16 protein-coding genes are annotated in these 18,116 nt (G+C 72.8%); 8 read left to right on the top strand and 8 right to left on the bottom strand.

The genetic code is table 11. The annotated features are described in order from the left end of the window. Positions 1-86 precede the first annotated feature (86 nt). From rsgA to ACIQAC_RS26525, 8 genes are all read right to left on the bottom strand, one after another. The gene (rsgA, locus tag ACIQAC_RS26560; RefSeq protein WP_402194884.1) at positions 87-1,097 is read right to left on the bottom strand and encodes a ribosome small subunit-dependent GTPase A; all 1,011 of its coding nucleotides are present in this window, start codon (positions 1,095-1,097) and stop codon (positions 87-89) included. Between the two features lie 16 nt (positions 1,098-1,113). Further along, positions 1,114-2,454 (bottom strand): 3-phosphoshikimate 1-carboxyvinyltransferase, encoded by a 1,341-nt coding sequence (gene aroA, locus ACIQAC_RS26555; RefSeq protein ID WP_402194882.1) that lies wholly within the window; start codon positions 2,452-2,454, stop codon positions 1,114-1,116. A gap of 281 nt (positions 2,455-2,735) precedes the next feature. Beyond that, on the bottom strand, positions 2,736-3,449 hold the full coding sequence (locus ACIQAC_RS26550; RefSeq protein ID WP_402194880.1) for a M50 family metallopeptidase: 714 nt from the start codon (positions 3,447-3,449) through the stop codon (positions 2,736-2,738). A 224-nt stretch (positions 3,450-3,673) separates the two neighbouring features. After that, entirely contained in the window at positions 3,674-4,321 is a 648-nt protein-coding gene (locus ACIQAC_RS26545) for a TetR/AcrR family transcriptional regulator (protein WP_402194877.1), read from the bottom strand. 35 nt (positions 4,322-4,356) lie between these two features. Further along, positions 4,357-5,877, bottom strand: coding sequence for a bifunctional 3-(3-hydroxy-phenyl)propionate/3-hydroxycinnamic acid hydroxylase (locus ACIQAC_RS26540; RefSeq protein ID WP_402194875.1), 1,521 nt, complete (start codon positions 5,875-5,877; stop codon positions 4,357-4,359). Further along, a complete protein-coding gene (locus ACIQAC_RS26535) occupies positions 5,874-7,769 on the bottom strand; it encodes an AMP-binding protein (protein ID WP_402194873.1) in 1,896 nt (631 codons plus the stop codon). Before ACIQAC_RS26535 ends, ACIQAC_RS26540 begins: the two co-directional genes overlap by 4 nt. Continuing rightward, positions 7,766-8,725, bottom strand: coding sequence for a fumarylacetoacetate hydrolase family protein (locus ACIQAC_RS26530; protein ID WP_402194870.1), 960 nt, complete (start codon positions 8,723-8,725; stop codon positions 7,766-7,768). Before ACIQAC_RS26530 ends, ACIQAC_RS26535 begins: the two co-directional genes overlap by 4 nt. Continuing rightward, positions 8,722-9,864 carry a VOC family protein gene (locus ACIQAC_RS26525; protein WP_402194868.1) on the bottom strand — a complete coding sequence of 381 codons (1,143 nt, stop codon included), beginning with the start codon at positions 9,862-9,864 and terminating at the stop codon, positions 8,722-8,724. Before ACIQAC_RS26525 ends, ACIQAC_RS26530 begins: the two co-directional genes overlap by 4 nt. Positions 9,865-10,011: 147 nt before the next feature. On the opposite strand from ACIQAC_RS26525, the gene ACIQAC_RS26520 reads away from it, so the two are divergent. From ACIQAC_RS26520 to def, 8 genes are all read left to right on the top strand, one after another. Continuing rightward, positions 10,012-10,827 carry an SOS response-associated peptidase gene (locus ACIQAC_RS26520; RefSeq protein WP_402194865.1) on the top strand — a complete coding sequence of 272 codons (816 nt, stop codon included), beginning with the start codon at positions 10,012-10,014 and terminating at the stop codon, positions 10,825-10,827. Positions 10,828-11,148: 321 nt separating this feature from the next. Further along, positions 11,149-11,814 (top strand): alpha/beta family hydrolase, encoded by a 666-nt coding sequence (locus ACIQAC_RS26515; protein ID WP_402195113.1) that lies wholly within the window; start codon positions 11,149-11,151, stop codon positions 11,812-11,814. A 257-nt stretch (positions 11,815-12,071) separates the two neighbouring features. After that, positions 12,072-12,755 carry an RNA polymerase sigma factor SigR gene (gene sigR / locus ACIQAC_RS26510; RefSeq protein ID WP_402194863.1) on the top strand — a complete coding sequence of 228 codons (684 nt, stop codon included), beginning with the start codon at positions 12,072-12,074 and terminating at the stop codon, positions 12,753-12,755. Beyond that, positions 12,752-13,054: a mycothiol system anti-sigma-R factor gene (rsrA, locus tag ACIQAC_RS26505; RefSeq protein ID WP_402194861.1), complete on the top strand. Its 303-nt coding sequence runs from the start codon at positions 12,752-12,754 to the stop codon at positions 13,052-13,054. Before sigR ends, rsrA begins: the two co-directional genes overlap by 4 nt. Positions 13,055-13,221: 167 nt before the next feature. Then, on the top strand, positions 13,222-14,544 hold the full coding sequence (locus ACIQAC_RS26500) for an HD-GYP domain-containing protein (RefSeq protein ID WP_402194858.1): 1,323 nt from the start codon (positions 13,222-13,224) through the stop codon (positions 14,542-14,544). A 91-nt stretch (positions 14,545-14,635) separates the two neighbouring features. Then, complete coding sequence (locus tag ACIQAC_RS26495) at positions 14,636-15,964, top strand: HD-GYP domain-containing protein (protein ID WP_402194856.1); 1,329 nt, start codon at positions 14,636-14,638, stop codon at positions 15,962-15,964. Positions 15,965-16,121: 157 nt separating this feature from the next. Beyond that, complete coding sequence (locus ACIQAC_RS26490; protein ID WP_402194853.1) at positions 16,122-17,102, top strand: tetratricopeptide repeat protein; 981 nt, start codon at positions 16,122-16,124, stop codon at positions 17,100-17,102. Between the two features lie 126 nt (positions 17,103-17,228). Then, positions 17,229-17,879: a peptide deformylase gene (gene def, locus ACIQAC_RS26485; protein ID WP_402194851.1), complete on the top strand. Its 651-nt coding sequence runs from the start codon at positions 17,229-17,231 to the stop codon at positions 17,877-17,879. Positions 17,880-18,116 lie beyond the last annotated feature (237 nt).

Here is an 18,116-nt window from a genome sequence, read left to right as displayed (position 1 = left end):
CCGCTCGTCAGGCTTTACTCGCTCTTGGGATCCGGCGTTGCGATTATGCCCTTACCGGACCGACCACAAGGCAAACAACGCCAAGGTCAGTCGCCTTCCTTCCGCTCCCGGGTCGCGAGCAGCCGGCGCAGTGAGTACAGCCGGGCAGGGTCGGCGTGGCCCTCGGCGACCCAGGCGTCCAGCGCGCACTCCGGCTCGTCGTGACTGCACGCGCGCGGGCAGTTCTCCGTGCCGGGGACCAGGTCGGGGAAGGCGTTGATGACGCGCGACGGGTCGACGTGCGCGAGGCCGAAGGACCGTACGCCCGGAGTGTCGACCACCCAGCCGCCGTGGTCGCTGAGGGGGAGGGCCAGGGCCGAGGTCGTGGTGTGCCGGCCACGGCCCGTCACCGCGTTGACATGACCGGTCAGCCGGCGGCGCTCCTCGGGGACGAGCGCGTTGACGAGGGTGGTCTTGCCGACGCCGGAGTGGCCGACGAAGGCCGTGATCTTGCCGTCCAGTTGCTCGAACACCGGCTGAAGGCCCTCGCCGGCCTCGATCGCCTCGCGGCTGGTGACGACGTACGGGATGTCGAGGGCGCCGTAGAGTTCCAGGAGTTTGTCAGGTGGGGCGAGATCCGACTTGGTCATCACGAGCAGCGGCTCCAGGCCGCCGTCGAACGCCGCCACCAGACAGCGGTCGATCAGCCGCGGGCGCGGCTCGGGGTCGGCGAGGGCGGTGACGATGGCGAGCTGGTCGGCGTTGGCGACGACCACCCGCTCGAAGGGGTCGTCGTCGTCCGCGGTGCGGCGCAGCACCGAGGCGCGCTCCTCGATCCGCACGATCCGCGCGAGGGTGTCCTTCTTCCCCGACAGATCGCCGACGATGGCGACCCGGTCGCCGACCACCGCGGCCTTGCGGCCCAGTTCACGGGCCTTCATCGCGAGGACCGTACGGCCGTCGACCAGACAGGTCAGACGGCCCCGGTCGACGGTGAGGACCATGCCCTCGGCGGCGTCCTCGTGCTTGGGCCGGATGTGCGTACGCGGCCGGTTGCCCTTGCGGTTGGGGCGGGAACGGATGTCGTCCTCGTCGGTGTGCTTGCCGTAGCGGCGCATGACCGGTGCCTGTGCCCTACGCCCCGAGCATCCCGGTCCACAGGTCGGGGAAGTCGGGCAGGGTCTTGGCCGTCGTCGCCACGTTCTCGATCTGCACTCCCTCGACCGCCAGGCCGATGATCGCGCCCGCCGTCGCCATCCGGTGGTCCTCGTACGTGTGGAAGATCCCGCCGTGCAGCCGGCGCGGCCGGATGCGCAGACCGTCCGCGGTCTCCGTCACGTCACCGCCGAGCTCGTTGATCTCCTTGGTGAGCGCGGCCAGCCGGTCCGTCTCGTGCAGCCGCAGATGGGCCACCCCGCGCAGGGTCGACGGGGAGTCCGCGAGGGCCGCGACGGCCGCGATGCCGGGGGTCAGCTCGCCGACCTCGCCGAGGTCCACGTCGACGCCGTGGATCGCACCCGAACCGGTGAACTCCAGGCCGTACTCCGTCAGTTCGCAGGAACCGCCCATCTCGGTGAAGATCTCGCGCAGCCGGTCACCGGGCTGGGTGGTACGGGCCGGCCAGTCCGGCACCACGACCTTGCCGCCGGTCACCAGCGCCGCCGCCAGGAACGGCTGCGCGTTCGACAGGTCAGGCTCGACCGTGAGGTCGCGGCCGAGCAGCGCGCCCGGCGTCACCCGCCAGACGTTCGGCTCGCCCCCGGACTCCGGGGTGTCCACCTGGGCGCCGACCGCGCGCAGCATGTCGACGGTCATCCGGATGTGCGGCATCGACGGCAGGGCGGCACCGATGTGCCGGACCTCCACCCCCTGGTTGAAGCGCGGGCCGGACAGCAGCAGCGCGGACACGAACTGCGAGGACGACGACGCGTCGATCCGGACCGGACCGCCCTCCAGGGCGCCCCCGCCCTGCACGGTCAGCGGCAGCGCGCCGCGGCCGTCGTCGTCGATCCGGGCGCCGAGCACCCGCAGCGCGTCGATCACACCGTTCAGCGGACGCTCGTACGACCTGGGGTCGCCGTCGAAACGGACCGGGCCGTCGGCGAGCGCGGCGACCGGCGGCAGGAAGCGCATCACCGTGCCCGCGTTGCCGACGTCGACGGTGGTGTCGCCGCGCAGGCCCGCGGGCAGCACCCGCCAGGCCTCGCCGGAGCCGTCCGGGCCGCCCGAGACGGAGGAGCTGGAGGAGACCGTCTCCTCGATGCCGACGCCCATCGCACGCAGCGCGCCGGCCATCAGCAGGGTGTCGCGGGACCGCAGCGGGCGGCGCAGCCAGCCGGGTTCGGAGGCCAGTGCGGCCAGGACGAGAGCGCGGTTGGTGACCGACTTGGACCCCGGCACGTGGACCGTCGCGTCGACGGCTCCGCTCGCGTGGGGGGCGGGCCAGAGGGCGGTGTGCGTGGTGTTCGGGACCATGCACCCACTCTATAAGGAGGCGCCTGCCCGGGAGCGGGCCCGATTCGGGCGTCGGGGGCCTTGCGGGGAGGGGATTGCGCCTTTGTGAGGGAGGCATCGGGGGCGGTTCCGGGGCTCTGCGGGAGCCGTTTCCCAGGACCGTTTCCGGGGGCTCTGCGGGAGCCCTTTCCCGGGACCGTTTCCGGGGCTTCGCGGGAGCCGTTTCCCCGGACCGTTCCCGGGGGCTCTGCGGGGGCGCCGAGACCGTCTCCGGTGCCCGTCGCGCACCACCGGTCAGCGCGTCACAGCTCCAGCAGCCACCGGCCCCCGCCGATCAGCGAGCACAGTGACACCGCGTGGAAGAGGAACAGCCACAGCCCCGCCGGTACGTGCGTCAGCCGCGACAACTGGTCCGCGTCCGAGTCCCCGGCGCCGCCCCGCCGCCGCTTCGCCTGGAGCTCGAACGCCGGGCGGACCCCGCCGAGCAGCAGGAACCACACCACCACGTACGCGAACGCCGCCTGCACCTGCGGTCCCGCCAGCCAGGACACGAGGAGGAACAGGCCGCCGCTGACGAGGACGGTGAGCACGCCGTACGCGTTGCGGATCATCACCAGCATCGCGACCAGCAGGGCCGTGGCGATCCACAGCAGCAGGGTGATCCGGCCGCCGGACAGGAGCGCGGCGCCGCCGAGGCCGAGCAGGGGCGGGGCGGTGTAGCCGGCGGCGGCCGTGAGGATCATGCCGACGCCGTGCGGCTTGCCGCGGCTGACGGTGAGGCCGCTGGTGTCGGAGTGCAGCCGGATGCCGGTCAGGGTCCGCCCGGTCACCAGCGCGATCAGTCCGTGGCCGCCCTCGTGGGCGATCGTGATGGCGTTGCGGGATATCCGCCACGGGAGCTGCGGGACGACCACGGCGAGCGCGGCGGCCAGCGTGGCGAGCACCACCCACAGGTCGGGATCGGGCTGGGTGCCGACGAGCTCGTCCCAGAGCGAGCTGGCTGTCGTGCTGTCCATGGCCTGGGGCGCTCCCTGTCCTCGTACGGAGTCTGGCAGTGTGGCACGCATGCGCGGACGGTATGTGAGACGCCCGGACGGCGGGGATCGTTCCTGGCGATGTACGCGCAGGTCACAGCAGTAGAGCCCCGGGGTCTCCGGGGCTCCTGGGCTGTCTGTGGGGCACCTGTGAAGTACCGGTCGGCGGGCTGTGACGCCCGGACCGACGCGCTGTCCGCGACCGGTCAGATCGACGCGGCCGGTGGTTCCTCCGTCGGCAGGGGCAGCGCCACGATCCGGCCCGCCTCGGCGGCGTCCAGACCGAACATCTGGAGTACGTTGCGCGCGGTCTGGTCGGCGATGGCGTCGACCGGTGCCGCCGGGTCGGCGCTGCTCAGGTGCATCGACGCGATCAGGGAGCCCGCCGCGCAGGCGAGCGCCACCCGGACGTCCTCCGTCGCGAACCGGCCCGAGGCGATCGCCGCCTCGATGTCGCGGCGGGCGTGGGCCGCGTGACCGTAGGGGGCGTCGAGCATCGTGCCCGGACTGTTCATCAGGACCCGGGCCATCCGCGGTCGGGTGCGGACCAGCCGCCCGGTGAGCCGCATCGAGGTCGCGACGACCTCGGCCGGATCGTCGACGTCCGAGAGCAGGCGCTCCAGCCAGGCCGCGTGGGATTCGAGCGCCTCGGCGATCGCCGCGTCGAGCAGTTCGGCCTTGGACGTGAAGTGGTTGTAGAACGAGCCGAAGCCGACGTCCGCCACCTCGGTGATCTGGTGGATGCTGACCTCGAGGTCGCCGCGTTCGGCGTAGATCTCCTGGGCGGCCTCGATCAGCGCCGTGCGCGTGCGCAGCTTGCGCCGCTCGCCGCGGGAGGGTGGCTGTTCGGACATGGCCGTGATCGTAGCCGGGGCGGTGACGCCCTCGCTCACCGGAGCACTCCGGCGGGGCCCGCCGCGCTGATCACCCGGTCGGGATCGACCCTGACCCAGCCGACTCCGGCGTCGCGCAGCCACCCCGCGAGCAGCCGTTCGCCCTCGGCGCCCGCCGGGTCGACGGTCAGCCACGCCGACGGCAGTGCGTCGGGGACGGCCGCGAGGTCGGTGCCGGGCAGCGCGACGACGACCGTACGGTCGCCCAGCACCCGGTCCACCAGCACGAGTTCGCCGTCGGGGCCGGGCACCCGCACCAGCGGGAGGAGCGCGCCGCGCACCGGGCGGGGCGTGCGGCGCCGGATGCGCGGGCCGGGGGTGAGGGCCGGGGTCCGGCTGTCGAGTAGCCGTCGGTGGACCGTGCGGGAGCGGGCGAGTACCGGCAGCAGGGTCCGGCGGGCGGGTACGGCGGCCCGTCCGCCGCCGGTCATCAGCTGCCCGAGGGCCGTGGCCCGTCTGATCATGGTCGTGGCGTGCGGGCGACGTTCGCTCTCGTAGGAGTCGAGGAGGTCCTGCCCCGCGCTGCCGCGCAGGACCGCGTGCAGTTTCCAGGCGAGGTTCTGCGCGTCGCGCAGGCCCGCGCACAGGCCCTGGCCGATGAACGGCGGCGTGACATGGGCGGCGTCGCCGGCGAGGAGGACCCGGCCCTCGCGCCAGCGCCGGGCGACCAGGGCGCGGAAGGTGTACTCGGTGCACCTGAGCACGGTCAGCCGGTCGTCGGGGACCGTGCGCGCCCAGGGGTCGATCAGCCGCCGCAGCGCCGGGAGGCGGCCGTGGCCGGCGGCGCTCTCGCCGTCGAGCAGCTGGAACTCCCAGCGGTGGCGGTCGGCCCCGACCCGCATGTACGTGCCCGCCCGGTGCGGGTCGCAGACCTGGTGCACCCCGTCCCAGGCGTCGAAGGGGTCCTCGCAGCGGACGTCGACAACGAGCCAGCGCTGGGCGAAGCCGAGGTCGGCGCGGGTGATGCCGAGCTGCTCGCGGACGGTGCTGTTGGCGCCGTCGCAGGCGATCACGTACGGCGCCCGCAGTGCGACCGGAGTGCCGTCGGGGCCCCGCACGTGCGCGGTGACGGACCCGGGGTCGGAGGTGTCGAGGCGCAGGAGTTCGTGACCGCCGAGGAGGCTCACCTCCGGGTGGTTCTTGAGGTTCTGGCGCAACAGCCGTTCCAGGTCCGGCTGGTCGAACAGGTAGGCCTGCGGAAGCCCCGCGGCCGTGGTCCGTCCGCGGGTGAAGGTGGCCAGTTCGCGGTGGCCGGCGTCGACGAGCCGGAGCCCGGCCGCGGGGCGGCTCAGGGCGGCGAACTCCTCGCCCACGCCCAGCTGGTGGAGGATCCGGTACACCTCGTCGTCCAGATGCACGGCCCGCGGCAGCGGATACAGGTCGTGATGGCGTTCGACGACGGCGACGACCAGGCCGAACTGCCCCAGCAGGGTCGCCGTGGCCAGCCCGGTCGGCCCGCCGCCGATCACGATCACGTCCCAAGGGCCGTACGGCGTCCGCGAGATGCCAGCTGTCATACGTTCGCCTCCTTGTCCCGGGTGCGCAGTTCGAGGTCGTAGCCCTTGAGGAGGGTGACGGCCCGGTCGATGTCGCCGGTGCCGGTCAGCCGTACGACCAGGCGGCCGCTCTCGTGGCCGGCGGTGAGGTCCACGCCGTCGACGCCGTGCTCGGCGAGTTCGTCGCGCAGGTGCTGGGCGGCGGCCTCCTCGCGCAGGGCGGGCTTGAACGGTTTGCCGATCGCGGTGAGCGGGATCGAGGGGAGCACGGTGATCCGCTTGGGCCGGGCCGCCGGTTCGCTGATGTGTCCCGCGGCCCACTCCATCAGCTCCTCGGGGCCGACGGTGGGATCGGCGAGCACCACGAACGCCACCGGGATCTCGCCGGAGGACCGGTCGGGCCGGCCGACCGCGGCCGCCGCGGCCACGGCGGGGTGGTCGAGCAGGGCGTCCTCGATGACGGCGGGGTCGATGTTGTGGCCGCCGCGGATGATCAGGTCCTTGCGGCGCCCGCGCAGATGCACCCGCTCGTCCAGAACGAAGCCCAGGTCGCCCGTGCGCAGCCGGCCGTCGACGACGACGCCGTCGGTGGACACCCACCTGCGGTCGCCGTCACGCCGCAGATAGCCACCGAACACGGTCGGCCCGCTGATCACCAACTCGCCGGTCTCACCCGGCGGAAGGGGCCGCACGACGCCGGTCGCCTCGTCGATCTCCGCCGCCACGATCTCCTGGTAGGGCAGCCGTTGCCCGACGGAACCGGGCAGCGCGTCGCCGGGCAGCGTCGCCGACGAGGCACAGGTGGCCTCGGTCAGGCCGTAGCCCTCCAGGAGTTCGAGCCCGGTCGCCTCGGCGAACGAACGCCGTACCGCGTCCGGCAGCGGGGCGGCGCCGACGACCGGCAGCTCCAGGGAGCTGATGTCGGCGTCGACCGGCATCGCCGCGAGGAACGCGTAGACGGTCGGCACCGCCGACATCGCGCGGGGGCGGTAGTGCTCGACGAGCCGCCAGAACGAGCCGTACAGATGCGGGTCGCGGTAGCCCAGCGGGCTCGGCCAGATCGACCGGGAGCCGGTCACCAGCGGCGCCAGCGCGGTCACCAGCAGGGCGTTGACATGGAACAGCGGCAGTCCCGCGACCACACTCTGCCCGGGCCCTGCGCCCCCTGTGACGGCGATGCTCCATGCCATCACCGCCTGGTTGCGGTGCGTGTGCGCGGCGACCTTCGGGGCGCCGGTGGTGCCGCCGGTGTGGAAGAACGCGGCGAGGTCGTCGGGCGCCGGCGGCGCGTCGGGGAGCCCGGCGGGAGCGGACGGACCGGCCGCCACCAGCTCGTCGAGGCGTACGGTACGCAGGCCCGGCCGGGTCTCCAGGGCGCCGCCGCTGCCCCGGTCCCAGCCGTCGGGCGACAGCGCCACCAGGACCTCGATGCCCAGGTCCGCGGCGCCGTCGAGGAGCCGCTGCCACAGGGCCGCGTCGAGTTCGGGCCCGGCCGTGACCAGCACCCGGGAGCCGGTCAGACGCAGGATGTGGGCGACGTGGCCCACGTCGAGCGCGGCGTTCACGGGCGCCGCGATCCCCACGGCCTCGGCGGCGAGCGTCACCGCGAGCAGGTCGCTGCAATTGGGCGCCATCAGCGTGACGGCGTCGCCGTACCCGACGCCCAGTCCGTGCAGGGCGTGCGCGACGGCGTGCACCCGGTCGAGGAGCGCCTCGAAGGAGACGGCCACGTGCTCCTCGACGGAGGCGGCGTCCGGGATCCAGACCGAGCACTCCTCGTCGGGCCAGCGCCGCGCGGCCCGCACGACCAGCTCGTACGTGGTGAGCGCGAGGTCGCGTTCGGCGAGCGGCACCTTCTCGACGGTGTACAGGTCGTCCCGTCCGGTGAGCGGCGGGAGCCCGGCCGGCCTCACAGCGCGGCCCTGCGCGCCGGGCCCCGCACGACGTTGCTCTGCTGGCCGAGGTCGATACCCCGCCCGGGATCGCCGATGGTCGCGGCGATCACGTCACCGTCCTTGAGGTAACGCGGGTTGGCGGCCTGCCGTTTGAAAAAGGTCTTCCACTTCACGGCGGGCGGCAGCAGGGCGCCGATCTTCTCGACGACCTTGTGCGGCGCCTTGAGGGCGGTGCCGCCCGGTGTGCCGGTGAGCAGCAGGTCGCCGGGGTCGAGCGCCTGGAAGCGGGAGAGCAGGGTGAGCGCGCGGGCGGGCTTGACGATCATGTCCGCGACGGTGCTGTCCTGGCGGACCTCGCCGTTGACGCTCAGGGTCAGCCGCAGCCGCTCCAGGGCGGTGAGTTCCTCGCCCTGGAGGAGGGTCAGGAAGGGGCCGACGGGGGTGAAGGTCGGGTAGGACTTCGACTCGTAGAACTGGGTGCGGGTCAGCTGGATGTCACGGGCGCTGACGTCGTTGGTGACGACGACGCCCGCGACCAGGTCGGCGAGGTCGCCCTCGGCCACCACGGTGCCGACGTCGATCCGCCGCCCGATGACCAGGCCCAGCTCGACCTCGTAGTCGAGGAAGCCGACGTGGTCCGGGCAGCGGATGTCGTCGCCGGGACCGCAGACCGAGCCGGACGCCTTGCGGAAGAACGCCGGCGGGACGGTGTCCGGGTCGATGCCCGAATCGGTCGCGTGGCTGCGGTAGTTGACCATCTGCGCGACCACCCGGGCCGGCACGGTGACCGGTGAGCGCAGCACGACGTCTGCGAGCTGCGGCCCGTCGGGGTCGGGGGTGGCCGCGGCCTTGTCCACCGCGGCCCGGTCGGCCAGCAGTTCCGCCGTGGTGGTCGCGTCGGTGGTGACCGGGGTCAGCCGGCCGCCCTGCTCGACCCACCAGCCGTCGTCGGTGCGTGCCACGTTCGTGCTCATGCCGCCATCGCTTTCGCCAGTGCCATCAGGGTGTCCTTGTCGATCTCGTTGGTCCCGTCGCCCAGCGCCCTGACCAGGGCGGCGACCAGGGCCGGACCGGGCGTGCTGCCCAGGAAGTCACGGGAGACGGGCGGGCCCCACTGCGAGAGACCGCCGGCGCTCATGGGCGCCCAGCCGGGCTCCAGGGAGGAGTCGAAGAGATCCCCGTCGGCGTAGTGCTCGACCATCATCCGGTCGGGGTCGCGCCAGTAGTCGAAGATCTGGCTGCCCTGGATGTGCCGGCCGACGCCCCACACCCGCCGGTAGCCCCGCTCGGCGAGGTACTGGCCGCCCGCGGCCACCGCGTCGAGATCGGTGACCTGGTAGGCGGAGTGCACATACCCCGTCCGCGGCCCCAGGTGCATGGCCATCGTGTGGTGGTCCGTCGGCACCGACCCGAGGTCGCAGCGGAGGAACGCCATCGTGGGACCCCGGTCGCGCAGGGCGTCCAGATAGAGGAAGTCGCTCACGATCATCCCGAGCGCCTCCAGGTACCAGGACAGCGCCCGCCGGAACCGCGTGGTCTCCAGCACGAAGTGCCCGAGCCGCTGGATCTCGGGTGCGGCGCGCGGCGGTCGCTGGGTCGCGTTGAACCGGACCGGCTTCATGCCGACGTTCCAGTCGAGCGGGTCGCGCTCGGGCAGCGCGGCCGGCGGTGCCAGACCCGCCACGACCCGCACGGACAGCCCGCTCGGATCCGTCAGCCGCACGGCCTGGCCGCCGTCGAACGGCAGTACGTTCGTCCCCGCCCAGCGCGCGAGCCTGCGCACGTCCTCGACCGACTCGGCGAGGAACGTCGGCCCGGCGAAACCGGCCCGGCGGCCGCGCCGGACGACCAGACACGGCAGGGCCGACCAGGTGCCGCGCAGGCTGAGCAGGTCGGGTGTGCGGTCGTGGACGACGAAGCCGAAGTCGCGGGCGAACCGCTCGGCACGGTCGAGGTCGGCCTTGACGAACTCCAGCCGGGCGAGCCCGATCACCTTGATCACCGGGTTGCGGGCCCGGTCGGGTTGCTCCCCGCGCAGGGCGCCGGCCTCACTGTGCAGCCCCTGGTGGACGTCGGCCGGGGCGGCCCCCGCCGGTATGTCGATCTCTCTCACGGCCGTACTCCTTGCTCGTCGAGCGTGCTGCGCCTCGCCTCCGACCTCTCATTGATGATTGTTTCATCAGCTCTGATGTGTCAACCGCTAGTGAGCAATGAATCAGCTGATCTCGGTCCCCCTGCCGGATCTGGCAATCTGGCACGCATGTGCGGACGGTATGCATCGAGTCGTAGGCCCGAAGATCTCGCCGGAATCTTCGAGATCGAGAAGTGGGAGCCCGAGGAGACCCTCGAACCCGACTACAACGTGGCTCCGACCAAGGAGGTCTACGCGGTCCTCGACCGTCCGCTGCGGGACAGCGACGACCGGCGCCCCGTCCGCCAGCTGCGCCGGCTCAAGTGGGGGCTGGTCCCGTCCTGGGCCAAGACGCCCGAGGGCGGCGCCCGGATGATCAACGCCCGCGCGGAGACCGTCCACGAGAAGCCCGCCTACCGCCGCGCCTTCGCCGCCCGGCGCTGCATCCTGCCCGCCGACGGCTACTACGAGTGGGTCACCGGCAAGAGCGAGCGGGACCTGGAGGTCGAGGGCAGGAAGAAGCGGCCCCGCAAGCAGCCGTACTTCGTGCTGCCGGCCGACGGCTCGGTGTTCGCGATGGCCGGGCTCTACGAGTTCTGGCGGGACGGCACCCTCCCCGACGAGCATCCGCAGGCCTGGTGGACGACCTGCTCGGTGATCACCACCGAGGCCGAGACCACACCCCTCGCGGTGGCCCCCGCCGACGGCCCGTTCGTGCTGTCCGACATCCACCCCCGGATGCCCCTGATGCTCACCGAGGACCGCTGGGACGCCTGGCTCGACCCGGCCCGCACCGACCCCGACGACCTGCGCGGGCTGCTCGCCCCGCCGCCGCCCGGACTGATGCGCGCCTACCCGGTGAGCACCGCCGTCAGCAACGTCCGCAACAACGGCGCGGACCTGCTGACGGAGCTGTCGGGCCCCGAGGAGGGCACACTGTTCTGACCGGGTCCGAGCCGATCGGCTCCGAACGGGTCTGAACGGGTCTGAACGGGCAATCGCAGGACAGGGACGGGTCTGAACGGGCCGTCGCAGGATCGGGACGGCGTGGACGTGACCACCGGGACGGGCGGGACGGACGAGGTGGGCGAGGTGGGCGAGACGGCTGGGACAGGCGGGGCGGGCAGAGCGGGGAAGGTCGGCGGAGTGGAGAAGGCCGGCAGCGCAGGGAAGGCCGGGAAAGCCGTGAAGGCTGTGCGGGCTGTCAAGGCCGTCAAGGCCGTCAAGGCCGTCAAAGCGGTGAAGGCCGTCAAGGTCGTGCAGGCCGTGAAGAGCGCGAGGGCCGCGGACGCGGCCGGGGCCGACGCCGTGGAGAACGTCGAGACCGAGGCCGGCACCGCCCGGATCACCTGGTTCCCGGCGCCCGGCGCCCGTCTGGTGCTCGCCGCGAGCCACGGCGCGGGCGGCGGCATCGGGGCCCGCGACCTCCAGGCGCTCGCCGCGACCCTGCCCGCGCACGGTGTGACCGTCGCCCTCGTGGAACAGCCCTGGCGGGTGGCCGGGAAGAAGGTCGCGTCGCCGCCGAGAACACTCGACGCCGGCTGGCGCGGCCTGTGGCCCGCACTCACCGCGCCGGGACTGCCGGTGATCTCCGGCGGACGCAGCGCCGGCGCCCGCGTGGCCTGCCGTACGGCCCTCGAACTGGGCGCCGCCGGTGTGCTCGCCCTCAGCTTCCCGCTGCACCCGCCGGGCCGGCCCGAGAAGTCCCGCGCCGACGAGCTGCTCGGCGCCGGCGTCCCCACCCTCGTCGTCCAGGGCGGCAACGATCCCTTCGGCCGGCCCGCGGAGTTCCCCGGCGGCGGCTACGCACTGGTCGAGGTGCCGGACGCCGACCACGGTCTCGCCGTACCGAAACGGGCCACGATCAGCCAGGACGAGGCAGTGACGATCATCACTGACGCCGTGACGGAGTGGGCACGGTCACTGGGCTGAACACCGGGGAATGCCGGGACCCGGAGTGCTGTTGAAGGCGGACAGAAGGGCCGGGGCACCGGCTTCTACGTCGTGGAGAGGAAGTCCGCCGCATGGGTTCGACCTTCTGCCCGGGCCGCGCAGCAACCGACCAGCTCGACTGGACGGTGCTGCACGCGGCCAAGACCGCTCCCATTCGAGCGGCGGGCGGACCGGATCGTCGTCTATCCTCCGATTCTGGTGGGACCGGGCTCGGTCCTGCCCAGAAACTTGAGGAGGTGGGTCCGGTTCCCGGTACCGACGCAGGGACCGACTACGGCCAGGCGGAGCAGCCCGAGGGCCAGGGCACCGGTGCGGAGTCGACCACGGAGCGCAGCGCGCGCTTCGAGCGCGACGCGCTGGAATTCCTCGACCAGATGTACTCGGCCGCGCTCCGTATGACGCGCAATCCGGCCGACGCCGAGGACCTGGTGCAGGAGACGTACGCCAAGGCCTACGCGTCCTTCCACCAGTTCCGTGAGGGCACCAACCTCAAGGCGTGGTTGTACCGGATCCTGACCAACACGTTCATCAACTCCTACCGCAAGAAGCAGCGCGAACCCCAGCGCTCCGCGGCCGAGGAGATCGAGGACTGGCAGCTCGCGCGCGCCGAGTCGCACATGTCGACCGGTCTGCGCTCCGCCGAGTCGCAGGCGCTCGACCACCTGCCCGACTCGGACGTGAAGGAAGCGCTCCAGGCGATCCCCGAGGAATTCCGCATCGCCGTCTATCTCGCCGACGTCGAGGGCTTTGCGTACAAGGAGATCGCGGACATCATGGGGACACCCATCGGTACGGTGATGTCCCGGCTGCACCGTGGCCGCCGTCAACTGCGCGGCATGCTGGAGGACTACGCGCGTGAGCGCGGTCTGGTCCCGGCCGGCGCCGGAGAGTCGAACGAAGCGAAAGGCTCGGGCTCATGAGCTGCGGAGAGCCGCACGAGACGGACTGTAGCGAGGTCCTCGACCATCTCTACGAGTTTCTCGACCGGGAGATGCCGGACGCGGACTGCACCAAGTTCGAGGTGCACTTCGAGGAGTGCTCGCCGTGCCTGGAGAAGTACGGCCTGGAGCAGGCCGTGAAGAAGCTCGTCAAGAGGTGCTGCGGGCAGGACGACGTGCCCACCGACCTGCGCTCGAAGGTCATGGGGCGGATCGACCTGATCCGCTCCGGGCAGTCGGTGCCCGAGCACGACGTCACGGCCTCGCCGCAGGAGTCCTGACCTCGTTCGCCGCCCCGGGCCCCGCCCGGGAGACCGGCCGACCGGCCCGTCCGTAGAACGGGCGGTCGTCACCCGAACGTGCTAATTGCCGGGTTATCCGCCCGTGTGCTTTCCCCTGCCGTCCTAGGCTCCGGAGCCTGGACAGGCATGGTCGGGGGAGGGGCGCGATGGAGGCGGGACCGGCAGCGGCACGTGGGTACATCACGTGTGTCGCCCTGGTCGCGGTCGTCTGTCTGTGGCCGCTGCCCACCGTGCTCGCGCCCTGGTGGGCGGTCGCGCTGCTCGCCGCGCTGCATGCGTGCGGGGAGCGGATCGCGGGCAGCCGGTTCGCCGGCACCTGCTATCCGGTGCTGCTCGCCGGCGCGTTCCTGCTGCCCCCGCCCGCCGCGGCGCTCGTGGTGCTGCCCGGCGCGCTCCTCGCACCGGTCGAGCAGCGGCCGTACGGCTGGCGGCGGCTGTGGCGGACCGCGCGGCTGGTCATCGCCGTATGGGCCGCGACCCGGGCGCACTGGGCCTTCGGCGGCCGCGACGCCGTGGTCGCCTCGGACTTTCCCTACGCGCTCGTCCCGGCCGGGGCCGCCGTCCTGGCGTTCTGTCTGGTCCTGACCGTGCTCGACGGGGGGATCCTGGCGCTGGCCGAGGGGGTGCCGGCCCGCCGGGCCTGGCGCGGGCTGTTCTGCCGGTCGCTGGCGCCCTTCGCCGTGCACGGGCTCGCCGGGCTGATGATGGCCGTGCTGTGGCGCAGCCCGTACGGCCCGGTCGCCGCGCTGCTCGTGCTGCTGCCCATGTGCGTGTCCTGGTGGGCGTTCGCCCAGTACCACCGGGAGAGCGCCGCCCACCAGGCGACCATCCGCGCGCTCGTCCAGGCCGTCGACATCAAGGACGGCTACACGCGCGGCCACAGCGAGCGCGTCGGACAGGCCTCCCTGATGATCGCCCGCGAACTCGGCATGGACGAGGACCGCGTCGAGCTGATCCGCTTCGCCGGGATCCTGCACGATGTCGGCAAGCTCGGCGTCCCCACCCGGCTGCTGCGCAAGGACGGCCCGCTGACCCCCGAGGAACGCCGGATCATCGAGCTGCACCCCGAGTACGGCCACGAGATGGTGCGCGGCATCGGCTTCCTCGGCGAGGCCCGCTCGGCGATCCTCCACCACCACGAGCGGCTCGACGGCAGCGGTTATCCCTACGGCCTCGTCGGCAGCCAGATCCCCGAGCCCGCCCGGGTCGTCGCGGTCGCCGACGCCTTCGACGCCATGACCTCCACCCGCTCCTACAGCCGCGCCCGGCCCGTGCCGGTCGCCCTGGAGGAGCTACGGCGGTGCGCGGGCGCCCACTTCGACCCCCGCATGGTCGAGGCCCTGGTCCGCGCCCTCGGCAGATCCTCGAACGGCACCGGCCCCGGCTGGCACCCCGCGGTCACCGCCGACGAGCCATCCGGCCCACGCGTCCCGGAACAGGCCTCCTGGCGCCAGGGGGCGCACCGATGAGCACGGGCACCGGCCACGCCCCCGACCACGCCCCCGACCACACCCCCGACCACACCCCCGCACGCCCCATCGTGCGCCGGGGAGCCCTCCGATGACCGTCGGACGTGCCCCCGCGCACGCCCCCGCCCCCAGGCCCCCCGCGCACGCGCGGCGGCGCGGTGCCCACCGGGCGCCGGGGAGCGGCCGGGCCGGCGCCCGCCCGTTCGTCCTGCTCGGCCTGCTGCACGCCACTGCCGGTCTGGTCGTCGTCTGCTGTCTCGCCGCCACCCTCTGGGGCGGGCTGGCGGAGCGGGGTGTCGCGCTCGCGTTCGGGCTGCTCATCGCCGTCGGTGAGCTGAGCCGGTGGACCTGGGCGCACGGCCGGGACGCCGCGCCCCTCGGCGCCGCCGGGGCGCTGGCGTACGCGCTGCTCGGCGAGGACGCGGGCCGGCCCACCGGGCACGGCGTCGCACAGGTCGTCACCGTGGTGTTCGCCGCCACCCTGACCGGCTGTGTCTCGCACATCGCGCGCGGACGCGGACCGACCCTCGACCACCTCTCCCGCCGCGTCCTCACCGTCGGATTCGCCGCCGTCTGCTTCCAACCCCTCTACAACAACGGGCTGTTCGACACCTGGGGCGGCTCCGGATACGCCCTCGTCCTGCTCGCGATCCTCGCGCTGACCGCGCTGTGCGACGCCGTACTGGCCGCCGCCTCCGCCCGGCTGCGCACCGGCTGGCCGTTCGGCCCCCTGCTGCGCGAGGAACTGCGGGCCCTGCGTGGCATCGGCTCCGCGGTCTGCGCGACCGGCGCGGTCATGGCGCTCGGCGTCGCGGTCGCCGGGCTCTGGGCGCTGCCCCTGTTCTGTCTGCCGCTCCTGCTGGCCCAGGTCACCTTCCGCCGCTACTCCGCCGTACGCGCCACCTACCGGCAGACCATCGCCTCCCTCGCCCGCGCCACCGAGATCGCCGGCTACACCCCGGCCGGGCACGCCCGCCGGGTCGCCGCGCTCGGCCAGGCCGTCGGCCGCGACCTCGGCCTCACCGAGCCGGAGCTGACGGTCCTGGAGTACGCGGCCCTCATGCACGACATCGGCCAGCTCAGCCTCGTCGACCCGGTGCCGGCCGGCGCCACGGCCGGGCTGCCCGCCGCCGAACAGCGCCGGATCGCGCTGCTCGGCGGGGCCGTCGTACGGCAGACCGGGGTGGACGCGGCCGTCGCGGCCGTGGTGGAGCGGCAGGCCGACCCCTACCGGGAGCAGCCGGTCGCGGCCCGGATCGTGCGGGCGGTCAACGCGTACGAGGAGAAGGCGCGGGACGCCGGTCCCGGCGGGCCGCTGACCGCGCTGGAGGAGCTGCGCCTGGGCACCGCGGGGGACTACGCTCCGGACGTCGTGGAGGCGCTGGCCAGGGTGCTGTCCCACCAGGGCGGTGGCGGGTGAGCGCGCGGGGCGATGGCCGGCGCGGTGGTCTGACCCCCGGTGCGGCTGGGTAACCCATGGGTAATGAGCGCCCTTCCAGCCGTACGTGGTTGGATGCGAGGGAGAGGGTGTCCGGGGGCACAGCCAGCCCACCGAACGGAACTGGCAGGCGGGAATCGTGAGGATCTTCGGCAAGGGACGGCACCGGCCCTCCGCCTCCTGGCGGCAGGCCACGGACCGTGCTTTCACGCTGATCGGGGACGGCCGGTACGAGGACGCGGGCGCGCTGCTGACGCGGGCCGCCGATCTGGAGCCCTGGCTCTCGGAGTCCTGGTTCAACCTCGCCCTGCTGCACAAGTTCCGGCACGACTGGGAGCAGGCCAGGGCCGCCGGGCTGCGGGCCGTGGCCCTGCTCGACCGGGAGACCGGGGCACCCGACTGGTGGAACGTCGGGATCGCCGCCACCGCCCTCCAGGACTGGCCGCTGGCCCGCCGGGCCTGGCAGGCGTACGGGCTGCACGTGCCGGGTGGCGCCGCCGTCTCCGGCGAGCCGGTCGGCATGGACCTGGGCAGCGCGGCCGTACGGCTGTCGCCGGAGGGCGAGGCCGAGGTCGTGTGGGGGCGGCGGCTGGATCCGGCGCGGATCGAGGTGCTGTCGATTCCGCTGCCGTCGTCCGGGCGCCGCTGGGGCGAGGTCGTACTGCACGACGGTGTCCCGCACGGCGAGCGGACCACGTCCGCCGGGCACTCCTACCCGGTCTTCGACGAGATCGAGCTGTGGGCGCCCTCGCCGGTGCCGACCTGGGTGGTGCTCCTGGAGGCGGCGACCGAGGCCGACCGGGACGCGCTGGAGCAGCTCGCGGCGGACGCCGGGTTCGCGGCGGAGGACTGGTCGTCGTCGGTGCGGCTGCTGTGCCGGCTGTGCTCGGAGTCGCGGATGCCGTCCGACGAGGGGGACGGGGAGCATCTGGATCCGCACGACCACAGTGAGCCGGGGCATCCGGGGCCGCTGGGGCATCGGACGGACGGGCAGATGTGGGTGCCTGAGCGGGAATGTGGCGTGGCCGCCCCTGCTTCTCTCGTCCGAGGGCTGCTGGATGGATGGGTCGCGGATTCTCCGGAGTCGCGGGACTGGCGGGATCTCGAAGAGGTTTGCTGAGGTTTCGCTGCCGGGTGCGGGCCGTGGTGGGTTCTCGCGCAGTTCCCCGCGCCCCCCATGGGCAGGCCCACGTACCCTTGGTCGGCAACCACCCCTCGTTCTTGTGCAGGAAGGCTCACGTTCGTCATGGCTCAGCAGGACACCGATCAGCAGCACGTTGGCGTGCTTCCCGTTGACGACGACGGGTTCGTCGCGGACACGGAGGACTGTGAGGAGCGTGAGGCGGCGTATCGCGGGCGCGGCAGCTCGCGGCCGATCACCGTGGTCGGGAACCCCGTGCTGCACAAGGAGTGCAGGGACGTCACCAGCTTCGACGACGAACTGCTGAAGCTGATCGACGACATGTTCGCCTCGCAGCGCACCGCCGAGGGCGTGGGTCTCGCCGCCAACCAGGTCGGCGTCGATCTGAAGGTGTTCGTCTACGACTGCCCGGACGACGACGGAGTGCGGCACGTCGGTGTGGTGTGCAACCCGAAGCTGGTCGAGCTGCCCGCGGACAAGCGGCGCCTGGACGACAGCAACGAGGGGTGTCTGTCGGTGCCGACCGCGTACGCGCCGCTGGCCCGGCCCGACTACGCCGAGGTGACCGGTCAGGACGAGCGGGGCAATCCGATCAAGGTGCGCGGCACCGGGTACTTCGCTCGGTGTTTGCAGCACGAGACGGATCATCTGTACGGGTACCTCTACATCGACCGGCTGTCCAAGCGCGAGCGCAAGGACGCCCTGCGGCAGATGGCCGAGAACGAGCCACGCTACCCCGTGGTCGCCAACGACTGAGCCCGCCAGGGCAGTCGGGAGCCCCGAACGCCAACCACACGGCGCCCGGCCGGGATTGATCCCGGCCGGGCGCCGTTCGTGTGTCCCTCGCACGTTCGATCGGATCTGCACTCGTAATGATCCACAATCAGTCACACAAGAGGGGAATCTCGGCATGTTGGGGTAGTGAATGGAGCAAATCCGTTCCCAGATCGGTCAGTTGTGGTGCTGAATGGGAAGTGCGGGGATACGCAACGG

The organism is Streptomyces sp. NPDC088387 (genome assembly GCF_044753385.1).
In the GTDB taxonomy this organism is placed as follows: domain Bacteria; phylum Actinomycetota; class Actinomycetes; order Streptomycetales; family Streptomycetaceae; genus Streptomyces.
Note: the sequence above shows the minus strand (reverse complement) of the source record. Positions and strands in the feature narration are given on the sequence as shown.